Here is a 16768-nt window from a genome sequence, read left to right on the forward strand (position 1 = left end):
AAAGCCCCGGCGTGCCGGGGCTTTTCTGTATTATTTAACTTTCAACCTTTAGTTAAGTTATTTAAAGCTCATAGATGGGCTTTAATTCAATCTAAGAACCACTTAATAGACCCTGATACTGATCAAGTATCCAAGGTCTTTTATTTTGACCGCAGCATAACTTTAAAGGAGGACAAATAAATGTCTAACGGAAGTACGAGTTTTCATGGTATTCAAAACGTCACTTTTGGCTTAACTGATGATACAGGGAAGCTGATTTCAGATACATTAGCTGGCTTAGGTGACGATGGTGTTGTTGTAATTGACGGTGACGGCGAAGGTGCTACTGAAGCTAACGTTACTGGTCTTGAAGAAGCAGGTACCGTTCAATATGCCAACGATAAGGTTAAGCGGGTCTCACATGGTCTGCCACAGCCACAAGTTGCTATCACCATGCTGGATATGCCTTATGAGATTTTGCAAAAATTAAAGGGATATGACAGCGATGGCAAAGGCGGCTGGACTCTACGTTCTGGCACTAAACCACACGTTGCTATGCTGATTCACACCACTGGGTTTGATGGCAATGACTACTTCGAAGGGTTTGCCAATGGTGAACTGATCGAACCAGGCCACAGCCATGGTACTGATAACAACGCCGAAGTTGATGCTAACACCACTTTGACGTATCAAGCTTTAACTCCGCTTGATAACAACATCTTTAAGGATTCCAAGGGTAAGCAACAGCCATATAAGATGTATGCAAACTACGACGGCTCAACATTTGATGAAGCCGCTATGTTAAAAGAAGTCTTTGGCGGCTTTAGTGGTACTTTGAACCTTACTAATGTTGGTGGCGATGCCAATACCTCATTGAGTGAAAATGCCAACCCAAGCAACGCTGGCTCTAATCCAACCGGCACTGGCAGTACACCTGCAACTGGGACCGGCTCAACGACTCAGTCAAAATAGCAGCCCCAACCGGCGTGAAAGCAACCGCTAATGCCGATGGTAGTATCACGGTTACTTGGAGTGCCGTTACTGGGGCTAAGTCATACGTACTGCATTATGGGAATCCTGGACAAAAAGATGGTGCCGCGACCTTTATGGAGTACACCACTAATACCAGTTATACTTTGCCAGCTAATAAGGTGCCTGATCACAGCACTGGTGATGAGATCAACTTCTATGTTCAATCATTTAAGGACACAGGCGTTGGCACAACGACTGAGGATCAAGCTCAATATCTCAATGCCGGTCAATTCACCGGTTCCGAATGGTCAAATATTGCAACAGCCACAATGAAATAACTAATTAAAGAGTCTTTGCAGGCTCTTTTTTTACATACCCAATAAAGGAGTGTGGATGATGGAAAAAATCAAGATTAGTGCTAAGCGGATTGGAATTAATAAAGTTACCAACGTTCCGGCGTCTGTCGGCATGATGAACCGATTGCAAGATCTACAAATTCAAATGCTAGAGATGGATGCAACCGATTTTGATAATATGTCAGATTTGGAAGTGCTTAAGAAGACCCGTAAGGCCACTAAGGCTATGGAAGAATTCGTTAAGAACACTTTGAAATTCACGGATAAGCAAGTGGAAACCATGGAAGACAGTATCGACATGCAAGAGTTTGGTGAATTTATCGGTTATATCAATGCGCGCTTAGAGGGTATTTCGGATGCCGATTATGACAAGTCCGTTCAATCGGAGAAAGAAGAGGCCGAAACTGACCCAAAAAGCGACGCTACAAAGCCAGAAAAAGTGTCTACGAATTAAAAAACAAACGTGAGGATCTGCTGTATTTAAAACAGCAGTTAATGATCCAAACTGGGGCATTGCCGGAAGACGTTGATAAACAAGGCTACTACGACATGATGAAAATTCTGCGAGCCAAGCCAGCTGACGAGCGCCCAGTTGATCCAGCAATTGCCTTTAAAAAGATGCTAAACATCCAATCACAGCAATACAGGAGGTGAAAATATATGGCAAGAGTTCAAGATGAAATGGCAACACGGGTCACCATTGATACAATTGGTGCTGTAAAAAGCTACAAAGCTTTAAGTAGTGCTGTCAGGTCATCTGTTAATGCGTGGAAGAGCCAGGAAGCCCAATTAAAAAGTGTTGGCAGGTATTCGGATGCTGCTCAAGCTAAGGTCGATGGTTTAAGTAAGTCAATGACCTTACAGCGTGATAAAATCAATGAATTAATTGCACGTCAAAAAGGCCTTGATACCAGTACTGCTTCTGGACAAAGACAGTACATGAAGCTAGAAAATCAAATTCAATCAGCTAACCGGCAGATTTCCAATTATTCAGCACAACTGGAACGGGCTAAATCGGCGTCAAAGTATTACACTAGCGGCTTAGCTGACCTGCAAAATGGTTATAAGCAGACAATGGCAGTCTCACAGAGCTATGTTAAACGATTAGAGTCTGAGGGACGTACTTTGGATGCGAACCGCGAGAAGTTCAGAGCAGCTCAATCTGGGTATGTAAATTTAAGCAAACAGGTTGAAAAACAGTCATCAGAACAGCAACGGTTACAGCATGAATTAGAATCGGCAACCTCGGCTTATGATAAACAAGTCGCTAAGTTGCGAACCTTACGCAATACGAGTGGTGAAAACTCCGATGCCTTTAAAAAGGAATCAGCAACTTTAAGTGACCTATCGGCTAAAGTTAATCGGTCTACGGATGCTTTAAATAAGCAGAAAATCCGTACTAACGAGTCTGCCGCCAGCATGAATAGCGCCCGGAGAGATGTCATTAAGTTTAAAGATAGTTTGGATCAACTTAATCATCCTTTTTTGAGTAAGATTAAAGCTAGTTTTACCGGTGTTGACCGTGAAGCTAAAAGAAGTAGCGAGTCGATTAAAAAATCATTTGGTTCTTCCACTATTGGAAAAGCTGCCAAAGGGATAGCAATTTCCAGCGGAGTTGGATTTGCAGCTATAGGTGCTGCGGCAACTTCTGGTATTAAAAAAGCTGCTAATTTGCAAAATGAATACAAGAAGACATACAACTTACTGATTACCAGTGGTGAAAAAGCTGCTGAATCACAAAGAAACGTTAACCGTATGCAGAAGGAAGGCTCCAAGTATTCAGTTCAATATGGAGTTTCGCAAGAAAAGATTGCGGGTGGATATCAAGAACTGATCAAGCGTGGTTATTCATCAACTCAGGCTTTGGGTGCAATGAAGTCGATGTTGCAAGCCTCAAAAGCATCTGGTGATGACTTTAATGACGTTGTGCATAATACCACGGCAACCATTGAAGCATTTGGTATGAAAAGTAATTCAACTTCTGGGATGATTAAAAATTCCAAAAAAGTTGTTAACGAATTAGCGTATTCAGCTGATTTAACTGCCACCGATTTTAATTCGATGGGTGTTGCAATGGAGTATGTTGGTTCTAGTGCTCACAATAGTGGATTAAGGCTTTCTGAAATTTCTAGTGCAATTGGTATTCTCTCTAACAACGGTTTAGAAGCTCAAAAGGCTGGTACTGGTTTACGGAAAGTTATTCAATCAATTCAAAAGCCAACTAGTGCAGCTCAAAAAGCGTTGAGCAGTATCGGTCTTTCTACTAGTGATTTTGTCACTAAATCAGGAAAAATGAAGTCCTTAACTGATATCATGGGCCTTCTAAATGAACATACTAAGAACATGTCTAAGTTTAAAAAAGGACAGTTATTTAGTACCATTTTTGGAGCAACTGGTCAGCAAGCGGCCACAATTCTTGCTAACAACGTTGATCAGATGGGCAAGCTAAATCAAAAGGTAAAGGATTCAGCTGACGGATCTGGTTATGTTGCTAAACTAGCAAAGAAAAACCAAACATCAGTTAAAGCTGAAATGGGTCAGTTTAAAGCCGCTAGTGATGCTGCCATGATCATGATTGGTAAGCAGCTATTACCAATATTGTCGAAAGCATCTGTTGGCATGGCTAAAGCTTTTAATTCAAAGGCGGGTCGAGCTGGTTTAAGAGCGATTGCCAGAGGTGTTGGTGATGTAGCCAAGCTCTTAGTTGATTCAATCGAATATCTTGGTAAACACACTCAGCAAGTTAAGACTTTTGGTGTTGTACTTGCTGGTATTTTTGCTACCAAAAAGATTCTAGATTTCATTATGTATATTCGGCGAGCTAGAGACGCATTAATGGCTTTCAAGGCAGTTGATGCAGTATCAAGCCTCGGCGATAAAGGAGCGGCTGCTAAAACAGCAACTACGGTTGGTGAAGATGTGGCTGGAACCGCTGCTACTTCTAAAGTAACCGGTTCCTTTGGTAAACGCCTAGCTACTAAAGCATTACCACTTGGAAAATCAATAGGTGGCCGGTTATTAGCCGGTTTAGGTATTGCTCTTTCGGCGTACGATATCGTTAAAGGACTCACTTCGAAGAAGAAAAAGACACAGTACAAAAAGGTTGGTGCTGGTGCTGGTGGTCTGATAGGTGCCGGGATTGGTGGTGCAATTGCTGGACCGCCTGGTGCAGCAATTGGCAGTGCTATTGGTTCCGTTGTCGGTGGTGCTGTTGGTGGTGCGACTAGAAAGTTTGAACACGGTTGGAATGCCTGGGCTAAAGGTTATAAGCCCCGTGGGTTTGTTGCCAAAGTAGGCTTTGATTACCACGAAGGCGCTCACCAATTAAACAATTATATTGCTGGTGTAGAAAAACATCATCATGTGATTGGCTTTGCTATCCGAATTGCAGAAGGTGGACGCAAGCTTTGGAAGGAAAGAGGCCAGCTTTACGGCCGAACAATGCAGCTCGCAGCATCTACTTCTTGGGACGGTATTAGAGATTTGTCTAAAAAGAATTGGCATGGCCTCTTAAAAGATATGAGGAAAAATGTCAGCACTTGGAGCAAAGGCATAAAATCCGATATAGGAAACATCTGGGATTCTTTAACTGGAAGCCGAAAAATAGAAAAGGAACCTAAACGTAAGAAGCAGCCTGCTAAGAAAGAGACAACTCGAGATGCGATTAAAAAGGTGGCTACGACTCACGTGTCGAAACGTGATATCGCCAATGTTAGGTCAATGACTGCGGCTATCAAGCTGTATACTAGTACACTTCGAGGTCTTAAAACTTCAATTCGTAAGAATGATCCCACAAAAGAATTAAACAAAATGAATAGCCGTCTCAATAGCTCAATTAAGAGCTGGGATAAACTAGCATCACCTATCAAAAAAATGGGTGATGCTTTTAAAGTCCTGGCTTCATTCAGTAAATCCATGAGCCATAATGATGCCTTTGCTGAACTAAACCACGACTTGCCTAAGCTTCAAAGAACGCTGAAAGATTCTAAAGTTGGTAATTACATCAAAGATATTTCCAACGATATCAAGAACAGCAAAATCACGCAGAACATGAGAGCTGTTACGAAGTCCTTAAGTAAAGATATCGGTACCTGGAAGAGTATTGCCAAGCCTATCAAGACTATGAGTGGCTCATTTGATTCGCTGAAGAAATCCATGAAGTCACTTAGTGGGAAAAAGGATCCGTTCCATTCTCTCGATAAGCATATCAAAACGCTTCACCAGGATTTAAAGAAATACAACATTGGTAAAGCCATTAAGTCAATGGTTACAAAGGTTAACGATGCTACCAAAGATTTAAAGTCAGTCAAGAAATTTAATTCTTCGATTAAAAGCATTGGTGCAGCTACTCATTCAGCCCAAAAGACGATTTCTAAATTCATCACTACAATTAAGCGAAGCTGGAAATCAGCCTGGAATGGGTTAGGTAAAACTGCCAGTTCAGGGCTTAAGTCAGCTGATCGTAAAATCACTGATCGGCTAGGTGATATTCGTGGTGATTTAAGTAGCTCTGAAGGCAAAATGACTAAAGGCTGGCGTTCATTCTGGAATGGCTTGAACGGCATTAGCAGTTCAAAGCTTAAGGATATTCGTTCTACAGTTAACAAGGGAATTGGCAAAATCATTGATACGATTAATCGCGGTATTAAGGGTATCAATGGTGTTATTTCTAAATTCGGTGGCAACACCACAACCATTTCGCCGATTAAGTTTGCAACTGGTACTGGGGCATTTAGCAGTGCACGTCGTCCAATCACTCACCCAACGTGGGCAATGCTTAATGATGGCAATGACAGCCCTGAAACTAACAATCGTGAGATTGCCATGTTACCAAACGGACAAATGTTTAGTCCAACTGAGCGCAACTGGACTGGTCTTGTACCAGCAGGAACAGAAGTCTTTAATGCCCGTGAATCTGCTGCTTTAATTAGTGAACATTTTGCTAGTGGTACAGGTTTCTTAAGCATGTTTGACAATGGCATGTCAAAAGAAATGAAAAAGCTGTACAGCAAACTAGGTGGCGGTCTAAAGAAATTAATTGGTGCTTTACAGGGCTTCAATTCTAAGCCCACTCAGTCATTTAACGTGTTAATGGATAACAAGCCAGATGTCAGTGGAGATGTGCTAGATGGCATTTCTAAGACATTTACTAAAGCCACCAAGAACCAAGGTCAGAAGTGGTGGTCTACGGTTTGGAGTATGGCTAGTGATGCTTTAGGCAGTGGCGATGGTAGTGCTGCTGGCGGTAAGTGGGCACACTCACCAGGCTCAGGTTGGACACTCACCTCAGGCTTTGGCTATCGTGGACCAGTTGCTGGTGGTGAGTCAGATCATGATGGGAATGACTTTTCTGGTGGACGTATTATTCATGCCGTCCATGGCGGGAAAGTTATTCGAGTTGGTGGCCCGCCTAGTGCGGGTTGGTCAGCCGTTGGAACATCAATCATCACTAAAGGATCAGATGGTCAATATGTCATCTATCAGGAATTTGGGCGTCCGTCTGATGCCAAGGTCAAAGTTGGCGATGATGTTAAAACTGGTGATGTCATTGGCCAGCGTACTGGAACTCATGTGCATATCGGTGTTAGTCGCAATTATCCTTTCCATAATAATGGTGCAACCACACGCGGTTGGGAAAATTTGCTTAAGATGCATGGTGGTTCAGATGGTTCCAGCAAGTCTAGCAAGAAGAAAAAGCCGAAAATCACTTCTGGTATGCAAAAGCTGGTCGGTAAAGAGACTGGCGGCATGATGAAGTGGATCAAGAAGCATTTGGCACCACTAGAGGATGATGGCGGGAGCATTGGCAGCTTTAATCTTTCTGGAAGTATTGTCAGCCGTGCTAAATCATTGGCATCTGCCCTTAAAAAGCTCTATCCAGCTGCTACCCGAAATGGGATTTCCGCCATTTTGGGAAACTGGGAGTTTGAATCTGGTTTGAATCCAGGTATTCGAAACGGTATTGGTGCTTCTGGCTTAGGCCAATGGCTGAATGGTCGTTTCACTAACTTGGAAAGCTATGCTCGCAAACATGGCAAGAGCTGGAAAGATCCATCAATGCAACTGGAATTTGCTTTGCGTGGTGAAGGCTCTGACTCTGCTATTTTTAGAAAAATTGTTTCAGGCCATGGTTCAATCGCATCATTGGCTAATGCTTTTAGTAGCGAGTGGGAGCGCGGTGGTTTTAATGCCCAACATGTTGCGGGAGCGAGCCGAATTGCCGCTGCTTTGAAAGGTTTCAAGAACGGTGGCTTGGTTTCCAATGAACAGTTAATTCGGATTGCTGAAGATAACAAGAAAGAAATGGTTGTTCCTTGGGATCAAAGCAAACGCAGTCTAGCATATCAAGAGCTAGACGCTACTATGAAAGAATTTGGAAAAACTGACTCACCAAAAAAATCAAAACGTAAATCAAGCGTTTTTGATGATTCTGATAATGGTTCATTAAGTGACTTGCTAACTGTCCAAACGGCAGTATTGAAAGAAACACAGGCACAAAATGGATTGCTAAGACAAATCTTAGGTGCGCTCACTACATCTTCTGATGATCCGAATGCTTTTGAGAAACTGGTTTCTAAGATCGGTCAAGCTCAAGGCAAGAAAGTTAGGAACCGAGTTCGTACTGCATTTTAATAGAGAAGGAAGGAATTTACTTGGAAGCTGATGACCTTTTAGTCAAACATGAGGGCATGCCTGAATTTGCCATGTCCAATATTCCTGGGCTAGTATATTTAGGTCTTAGCCGTCCATCGCCGACACCGGCGACCAACTATCAAACGTTTCCGACGCATGATGGTGAAGTTCAATACGGTGATGTCGCACTTGGACCACTCACCATGAACGCTAAATTTTATCTTGAATCGGAAACTGATAATGAGTTTAAAATTAAACAGCAAGAACTATTTGATCAGCTGTTTGACCGGCGACTTATTCAAGTGCGGGAGTCGCTAAGACCTGGTATTGTGGCTGATTGTGTTATGCAAACATTTGATTTTGATACGATTGGTGATTACAATGATGACCGAAATTTAACGATTCCTCTGGAAATTCCATCCGGTTTTCGGTATAGCTATTACCGTTCAGACGATCCTTTACTTTGGTCAAAGGAAAATTACCAATTCGGCATGAACTTGCCGTTCGATAAAGCTCTGCATCGTTATGAATTTACTAACCCGCAATTTAATGTTTACAACCCCTCAAGTATTCCTATTCAGCCATTTGAACAAATGCATGATTTAGTGATCACCATTAAAGCAATTGGATCCCCCATGATTAGGAACAATACAACGGGTACTGAATTCGCTTATACCAAAACAATGAAGGCTGATGATACATTAGTCCTTGATGGTGTTGATGCAAAACTGAATGGCGAATTTTGCGGGCAAAATACTGATTTAGGTGTTATTAGTTTAGCTAGAGGAGTCAATCAATTTCACGTGTCTGGTTGCACGCTGACATCGATTAAATTTAGTTTCCCATTTCTCTATGTCTGATACTCAATTTAAACCGTTTGCTATCAGTGACGTTCACAACCAGTACCGAGCTAATTTAAAGTCGGTAGAACGTTCAACAGTTTCGGTCAGCTGGGCAAAAAATGAAACTTATGAATTAACATTTACAGCCGATGACGATCAGTCCTTTGCATATTCGCTCTTAAAAGCCAATGCCAGGGTGATTGCTTTAGGTCAGGAGTGGACAATCACTACCGCTGAACCGCAGACCACTGATGGTAGCAATCAGTATCAAGTAACGGCTACCAACATTGGCTTGGAGTGTAGCGACGTGCATACATCTACTAAGTTAGTGGCCGGAACCTATAAGCCACAAGATATTCTGGCACATTATTTTGATGGAAATACTTTAGGTTATACCTATGCGGTTCATGGTGACTTTACTGCTGAAAAGTTTTCAACGTTAGGCTCTGGCTCAGGTAAGGACGGTTTATCAAAAATCACCGACACCTGGAAAACGGCGGTAATTGTTCCAGATGGGCGTCAGATTAATGTGTATTCTGCTGAAGCCTGGGGCAACGAAACCGGTTTAACTTTTCGAGTGGGCCATGATACGAGTGATCTTGATTTAGAGATTGATCCAACTGGTATCACTAACGTTGTTAAAGTAACTGGTAAAACTTTGTATGATAAAGATTATGCTAAGTACAAAAAGTCCGTGAATGACCAACTGGATAAAGACCTTAAATCAACAAAGAAGCCTTATTCTGACAAGCTCTCGGATATGGATAAGGATTATCGGAAAGCCCGTCAAAAGCTTAAGAGTAAAGATGACAAGGACGATTTGAGAAAATCGTATGATGCCAAGACTAAGCCCGTTAAGGATGAGCAAACCAAGAAAGTAACTGCATTGCGTCAAACAGCTAGTAATAAGATTGCGACTGAATTAGCTAAGCTGCAGTCTGACCCGAACAACTTTGTCGGTGTGACGTATCGTGATGAAGAATCAATAGCGGCTTGGGGTGAACATCCTGGCAGTGACGTGAGTGTTAAAAATGAAACTGACACAAACAAACTAATGGCAGCAGGTAAGGCCAAGGCTCATCCTGATCCAACCATCAGTATCAGTCTAAGTTATCGGGGTAAATTTGATATTCATCCAGGTGATATCTGGTCACTGGACGCTAAGATGATATCTGGTATTCAAACTAAGGTTCAAGTGGTTGAGCTAACAACCTACCCGATGGATTCAAGTCAGCCTAGTGCAGTCACTTTGAACAATACCAAGACCACCATCACAGATATTGAGTCTTCACTGATCCGTGATTCTGGCAATGCGTTGAACAAAGCTACCATTGCAACGGATGAATTAGACTTAGCACAAATTTTATACAACACAGACGATACCACTGGTGAAACTTCGCTTGGTGGTATTTCTTATATCCCTGGAGGAGGCACTGGCCTATGAGTATTTCATTTCAAATCACTAATAAAGACGGCGACGTGATGCATCCAGAAACAGATGCCAAAAACGTCACCGATTTTGATGATGCTGTGGAAGATTATATTGAGAACAATATTGATTACATTAAAAAATTGATCAATGCAAAAACTGATTCTTAGAGGAGGTGAGCAACATCAGCACGCAAAAAGTAAAGGCAGGTATCACACTGCCAGATTCAATCAGTTCAGATACAAGGACCATGCTAAACGACTCGCTGAATGACGCGCTACGTGGTGTTAATGTGAACGCTGAGATTCTCGACAAATTAATTCAAAATGTGAATTTAGCAACTAACATTCAGGTCAGTGAAAAGCATTTAGACGGAAAAACCTATACGGAATCGATTGCTGACGCTTTCAACTACTTAATTGGCGTCATTGACAATATACCTGGTGAGGTAGACAACGCTGATATGCGGATGAGCATGGTGGCCGTTGATGGGACACAGTTCAACACTTTGCGTGAACGATTAGAATACGATTTAAAATATTGCTTAGCATTGGCTAATCCTGATCAAGATGGTTTGATGCCAAAACAGAATGCACAGCGCTTTGAGTTAGATGCCTTTCTGGGGCGGCCGGCAAAAGTAATTGAATTTAATTTAACCCGTCATGTGGTTCACAGTAATGCTATCGTCCAAAGTTGCCAGTATTCACGGGGAACCGGCTACTGGTACACTTGCGCACGAGTAGACAATGACAATTTTGGCAATCTATTACATTTTCTACAGTTTAAAGATGACCAGCCAACTGGCGAATGGATGGATATTAACAATGCTAACCACGGTTCAGTGTTTGAAATTAAAACCGTAGCAGGTGTGGACCATATCTTAGTTGGTCTAGATAGAGTAGCTGGTAGCGATCCAGTAATGGCTGATATCACATGGGATCCCAAGAAGACCAAAGCTTGGGGTGATGCTGGCATTGAACTGGCCGGCGTGAATATCGGCAAAGAACAATATTTGGTTTTTGATGAAACTCAAAACCTCGTTGTGATTCGGACCACGGGAAATCATAACAACGATTTGATTCAAGTTTGGAAACATGATGAGTGGACGCAAAATACCGGTCATGCCATTTATCAATTTAATATTAATGGCAGTCAATATTATCCCTGTCAGGGTTTTGACGCTGACAATGGCAAACTGTATTGGCATTCTGGCGATGACGCTAACTCCAACGAACGGGTTAGCGTTTTTGATTACACCGGCAAAGTTTTGCTCAGCATTGATGAAACCAAGTATAACTTAATCGGTAATGATACGGCGGTGGGAAAAGCTGAACCAGAAGGCTTGTCACTAGTCAGTGATGATGGTGGGAACCCTATGATTGCTTTTGGCCATGCTTGCGGTCCGCAAGGTGCGCGGCGCTATATTTTACACGCTTATAATTACGAATCATGGTTAAAGAGACTGATTGAGAACGGTGGAGCATCTTCACATCAAGCAGTTCATGTACCTATATCTCAAGTTAATATCAGTGAACTTGGATCAGGCTGGTGGTATGCCACAGCTGACCAAATGCGGACAACGATTAATGACAAACCGCAAGACTATATCATTAGTAAAAGCGCTAAGACCTGGTACTATGCAGTGTTAATCGAGATTACCACAGCGCCCAACGGCTATCGATATGAACACATGATTCAGCTTCGGCCCGATCACAAACGTCTGGGTTGGAACCGGATTGAATATGCTGGTACATGGCCGGGTTCAAGCACACTAGGCTCATTGGGACATGGTTGGGTACCAGACAACGGTAAAGTCTTGCTTTGGTCAGGCGACGCCAGTGCACCAGGCACCAAGAGCAGCTTTTATAATCACGTTACTCATTACGATTCTTTCATTATTGGATACCAAAATACTTCGGCTTCTAGTCAAACCGTTAACTACAAAGAATTTAAAGTTACAAAACATGCCGATGGCAGTATGGCAACCAGTACGGTACCAATCCACGACATTAATTTGCCACAAAAACTAGGGACTCAAGGTAATAACTTCTACTGGCTATTTGAATGTAATTTACATGTTGTCAGTGATCACTTTGAAATCTTAAATCAAGCAAGAATTAGTGATGCGTCAGACTGGCACGCTGCGATTCCCAACACGACTGCTAACAAAATTGTGATCAAAGAATTTTGGGGAGTGATCAAGAATGGATGATGAAAATACTCAGCCAACACTAGATTATGTATTAGTTCCCAACCCTAGCGGCGGTTATACAAAAATGGAACGTGCCACTGCTAAGAATACTGGACAAACATTTGTGGAAGTTCCTAATTCTGGAACACCGCGAAGCATGATCAATCCGGTCTACGATGCGACTGCGGGAACCTGGTCGGATACGGTGGCCACGCAGAAAGAATTGAGTGATTTAACTGACCAGGTTGCCAGCACTGATGATGTAGCGAACCAAGCCGCTTTAGCTTTGCAGGCATTAACACTGGCAGTTGCCGGTAAGGTGACATCGACACCATTAACTAACTGGGCAGATCGGATCAAGAGCTATCGCAGCCTCGCAGATCAAGGTGGTTGGACTGATGACCAAGTTGCCAATGCGGTTACGGTCAGCTGGATAACGGCCGACGATTATGCCGCGATTACTGGCAAGAGTTATGTGGCCCCCACAGAAGGAGATGGAACTAAATAATGGTTCAAAGTTTAGTTAAAGATATCATGGGCGTTATCGATATAACGCCAACTAATACAAGCGTCAACTGGCGGGGAAATACCTGGTTTACGGGCGATTTAAATACGGATGTCATGAAGCTTCAGGTAATTCGCAACGGTGCCCCTGTGATGCTTTCGGATAACACCACAAAAGCTATCATGCACATCATTTCCGCTAATAAAAATTATGACAACACAGTAACACTGTCGGTTTTAGATGCTGCTAACGGCATTGTTGGATACACACTGACTAAGGAACAAAACTATCCTGGCAGTTTCACTTGTCAAGTAGCGCTCACCACTGATGAAACTAGCCAGCGCGCAATCACAACTAGTTTTAGCTTCACACTGAATACTGATACATTCAGCAATGTTAATGGTGATGACGTTGTCAAACTGTATTCATCTTTCTGGGATATGTATGACGAAGTTTTAGACTTATACAACCAGACCAAAGACCAGCTTGACAATGACAGTGGAACACTTGAACAAATGCTGGATCAATATATTCAAAAATACTCTGACAAAATCGATACTTACAGCGACCAGCTCCAAGATACGATTAAAGATTATCAGACTTGGAAAACGCTGCTGGGCAATGAGCAGGACATTTGGGCCGCTTTAAATAGCCGGCCTACGTATGCCGAACTGAAACATCAAATCGGCAAACTCTCGAGTGGAACGCCTAAATACTACCCTTCAATTCAAGCGATTCAGGCCGCTTTCCCAAATGGCGATGATGGTATGTATCTGTCCGGTGCAGACAATCACGTCTACGGTTGGGACCGAACCACTAGCAAGTGGGTCGACTGCGGCATCTATCAAGGCAAAGCGCTTGATGTATATCCCAATGTTGGGATCGTTTCTTCCGGGACATTTACGATTGACTTGCTAAACAAGCATGTCGACTTGCGGGCCGGCACCTTGATTGAACGGGTGGGATTACCGGAAATTCACGTACCCGTTGATTCTGGAGTAGATCTGGTTAACATTGGCAACGGTGTTGATTACATCGTGTACGACGAGCCGACCAACGTTTTGACCGAAGTCAGTTCGATTGCTGAGTTAACTTCAACCGAAGTCGTGCTTAATGCCATTGCGGACGGACAAACTGTTTTTCCTTACAATCGGCATACAACGGTGGTATTCAACAGTGCGGAGATGCTGGCACCAACCAACCGGGCGGCTAATATTGGTGATGCGATATACGTTGACTGGGATCAGCAAGCCATTTCAATTCCCAAATCGACCATCATTGAAAGTACCGATAACCGTTTCTATACGGTGACTTCCAAGGACGACTTAACGCTGGACTTCTCGGGATACAAAACTAAAGGTGTCGACTTCATGCTGATCTATGACACTTTAGGCAAGACCTTTAGTTTGCAAGAAATTGCCGACCAAGACTATACGACCACTAACCAGGGCTTTTACAGCTCACAGCTGGTACTGGCAATCGTTAATGCTGCCGGGTTAAAGTTCATCGAGCATGGATCGAATATCGTGATCAAACCATTTGGTGAATCCAAACAGGGAAATGCCACGATATTGCAAGGTACTTTGACCATTGATTCAGCTAACAAAACGATCAACTTTAGTGATGACTTTATTTTAGGCATTCCACAAGCCGGCCGTTTTCAGTCAATCGATAGCAAAAGCAATTTGACCTATGAAGATAAAGCAACCGGTTCCAGTATCAATGCGCTGTTCTACCATTTGACGCTGACCGAAAGAAGCTTTTATGTAGACGTTTATCCGCATGATCGCGATGACTTCCGTATCTTGACGTTTTGGAATGGCAAAGCCTTTGGTATCGATGATTTAGATCATGTGGTGGTTGACGGCGTTGGTAATGGTGGCCGTGGGACCACTGACTCTTCGACTAACTGGAGCTTGCAGGAATTGTCCACGCAGATGTATTCCAAAGACAAACCAGCCGTAAAAATTGCCAATTTAGGGGACTCAACGTATCAGATCACCGGAACTTCCAGCACCGATGGTCGGTGGTCTGACCTATTACAGCCAATTTTACAAGCTGAAACTGGCAATCCTAACATCACCGTGGTTAATGGCGGTTTCAGTGGGAAATCGATTCAATGGATCCACGACAACTTCAATGATTATTTTGGTGCTGGCAAGCAGTTTGATGGTGTACAGTTCGTCATTTTAGGCATGGGCCTTAACAATGCCACCCAATTCTATAACTTGGATGTCATCAAAGGGATCACTCAAGACGTGATCCAGAAAATTCGCGCACTGGGCATGTCAGTTTGCTTGGCAACGACTCAAGCCAACAACTTAACGACTTTAAGTGATCGGCAGGAGTGGTACATGTACGCAGCCGAAAATGCCATGCGTAAAGAATTAGCCCATGATCTGAACTTACAGCTGTTAGATTTAAACGCCGCTACTCAAGCTTTTCTGCAGCATTCGCACGTTAAAAATAGTGATATCACTTTCGATGGTCTCCACTTTGCACCGCGTGGACATCAATTTGAAGCAGATTGGTTTGAAGACCAGTTGTTAACCCGGGCTATGACGATCACTGACGATTGCCAGGTCGACCCAACGTTGCAAAACACCAAGTCTGATGCACCGCAGGAATGGGTGGTCGATAACCCCGACTTTAAAGACGGGTTTAAGACTAAATTTCAAACGACTAAGAACACGGCTGACACGCTGATCTTAGACACGTTGATTATGAACATGAATACCACGCCGAAAGAGTTAGTTGCTTATGCCGACGCCCCCAATGGTGCGTATGTGCTGGTTAACGGTGCCAAATACCCCTTGAACGATGGTAAAACGGTGCTTTTAAGCTATGCAGAAATGGCAATGTATCACATTCAGATCATGTCTGGGACTAATGCCAGCATTGACCTTGAAGGCGTAAAGTTTGAAGCTTAGCAGGTGATAAAATGCACAAATTTATAGAAAATCTAAAAAACAATCCGTTTCATACCGTGATTGGCCTGGCAGAATTAGGAATTGGCTTTCATTTGATCTCGCATGATCAGTATTTCTTATGGCCGCCAGTGATTGATGGGATTGCTAACGATGATATCGTTGGCGGTCTTTTTGTAATCGTCGGCATCGTTATGCTTTATTGGGTATTTGATGATCGACGTTCAGTTCGGTTAGATCACGTTCTATTAATCGCATCATCTTTTCTGATGTGCGTGCTGACGCTATATCAGCTCATGCATTGGATTGTGCTAGGTATTGATATGCCGTGGATCAGTAACGCCGCACTGACCGCGGTCATCATGGTCTTAGCCAGTCGGAGCGACAGCGAGTGATGGGACCCAATTTGGGGCACTTTATCTTAGAGTTAAATCCAGTGATTGCGATCATCCCAGGCATGTTCGCGGCTTACTATACTTATCTCCTTAGCAAACGCAAATCTCATCGAGAGGAGCTTTTCCAAGAGATGAACTATTGGAAGAACACAGCTGAGGAAGAGCGCAAACGGCGTATTAAGGCCGAAAACGAAGCTGACGAAGCACGTCAGGCTCTGCGAAACGAAAGGGCTAAAAATCAAAAGGAGAATGAAAATGGCTAAATTAAATAATGCAACAAACGTCCTGTTTTCAGCACTAATCTTGAATGGTAAAGCATCTATTGACGATGTGCCAGACAAACTCAAGGAAGGTGTACAGGCGGAACTCGATTTCTTCAACGATATTGACATTGCTAGTGTTGGCGAACCGGCACCAGTATCAAGTGACTTTTCAGCGCCTGTTGAACCAACTACAGTAAAGCCAGATGACAGTGAAGATACTGACAAGGCTGTTTCTGACATCAACAGCGCTGTTAAAGACGCTGAATAGGAGGTGCT

15 protein-coding genes are annotated in these 16768 nt (G+C 43.1%); all 15 read left to right on the forward strand.

Annotation, left to right across the window (positions count from 1 at the left end):
* Positions 1–180, forward strand: a 180-nt coding sequence (locus CES81_RS03320) for a DUF806 family protein (protein ID WP_145993321.1), incomplete at its 5' end; no start/stop codon positions are given.
* Positions 181–951 carry a phage tail protein gene (locus tag CES81_RS03325; protein ID WP_089120677.1) on the forward strand — a complete coding sequence of 257 codons (771 nt, stop codon included), beginning with the start codon at positions 181–183 and terminating at the stop codon, positions 949–951.
* 14 nt (positions 952–965) lie between these two features.
* On the forward strand, positions 966–1289 hold the full coding sequence (locus tag CES81_RS03330; protein WP_089120678.1) for a hypothetical protein: 324 nt from the start codon (positions 966–968) through the stop codon (positions 1287–1289).
* Between the two features lie 58 nt (positions 1290–1347).
* Entirely contained in the window at positions 1348–1761 is a 414-nt protein-coding gene (locus tag CES81_RS03335; protein WP_180949708.1) for a phage tail tube assembly chaperone, read from the forward strand.
* A gap of 41 nt (positions 1762–1802) precedes the next feature.
* Positions 1803–1961, forward strand: coding sequence for a hypothetical protein (locus tag CES81_RS13345; RefSeq protein WP_225356341.1), 159 nt, complete (start codon positions 1803–1805; stop codon positions 1959–1961).
* A 6-nt stretch (positions 1962–1967) separates the two neighbouring features.
* On the forward strand, positions 1968–7940 hold the full coding sequence (locus CES81_RS03340) for a phage tail tape measure protein (protein WP_089120680.1): 5973 nt from the start codon (positions 1968–1970) through the stop codon (positions 7938–7940).
* 20 nt (positions 7941–7960) lie between these two features.
* A complete protein-coding gene (locus CES81_RS03345; RefSeq protein ID WP_089120681.1) occupies positions 7961–8800 on the forward strand; it encodes a phage tail family protein in 840 nt (279 codons plus the stop codon).
* Entirely contained in the window at positions 8793–10226 is a 1434-nt protein-coding gene (locus tag CES81_RS03350) for a phage tail protein (protein ID WP_089120682.1), read from the forward strand. The genes CES81_RS03345 and CES81_RS03350 overlap by 8 nt, the downstream gene beginning before the upstream one ends.
* On the forward strand, positions 10223–10381 hold the full coding sequence (locus CES81_RS13455; protein ID WP_180949709.1) for a hypothetical protein: 159 nt from the start codon (positions 10223–10225) through the stop codon (positions 10379–10381). The genes CES81_RS03350 and CES81_RS13455 overlap by 4 nt, the downstream gene beginning before the upstream one ends.
* Before the next feature lie 5 nt (positions 10382–10386).
* Positions 10387–12423, forward strand: a complete 2037-nt coding sequence (locus CES81_RS03355) for a phage baseplate protein (RefSeq protein WP_089120683.1) — start codon at positions 10387–10389, stop codon at positions 12421–12423.
* Complete coding sequence (locus CES81_RS03360) at positions 12416–12910, forward strand: XkdX family protein (protein ID WP_089120684.1); 495 nt, start codon at positions 12416–12418, stop codon at positions 12908–12910. The genes CES81_RS03355 and CES81_RS03360 overlap by 8 nt, the downstream gene beginning before the upstream one ends.
* Positions 12910–15837, forward strand: coding sequence for an SGNH/GDSL hydrolase family protein (locus CES81_RS03365; RefSeq protein WP_089120685.1), 2928 nt, complete (start codon positions 12910–12912; stop codon positions 15835–15837). Before CES81_RS03360 ends, CES81_RS03365 begins: the two co-directional genes overlap by 1 nt.
* 11 nt (positions 15838–15848) lie before the next feature.
* Positions 15849–16229, forward strand: coding sequence for a hypothetical protein (locus CES81_RS03370; protein WP_089120686.1), 381 nt, complete (start codon positions 15849–15851; stop codon positions 16227–16229).
* The gene (locus tag CES81_RS03375) at positions 16226–16492 is read left to right on the forward strand and encodes a hypothetical protein (RefSeq protein WP_145993322.1); all 267 of its coding nucleotides are present in this window, start codon (positions 16226–16228) and stop codon (positions 16490–16492) included. The genes CES81_RS03370 and CES81_RS03375 overlap by 4 nt, the downstream gene beginning before the upstream one ends.
* A complete protein-coding gene (locus CES81_RS03380) occupies positions 16485–16760 on the forward strand; it encodes a hypothetical protein (protein WP_089120688.1) in 276 nt (91 codons plus the stop codon). Before CES81_RS03375 ends, CES81_RS03380 begins: the two co-directional genes overlap by 8 nt.
* The last annotated feature ends 8 nt before the right edge of the window (positions 16761–16768 follow it).

Source organism: Secundilactobacillus pentosiphilus, assembly GCF_002217985.1.
GTDB lineage: Bacteria > Bacillota > Bacilli > Lactobacillales > Lactobacillaceae > Secundilactobacillus > Secundilactobacillus pentosiphilus.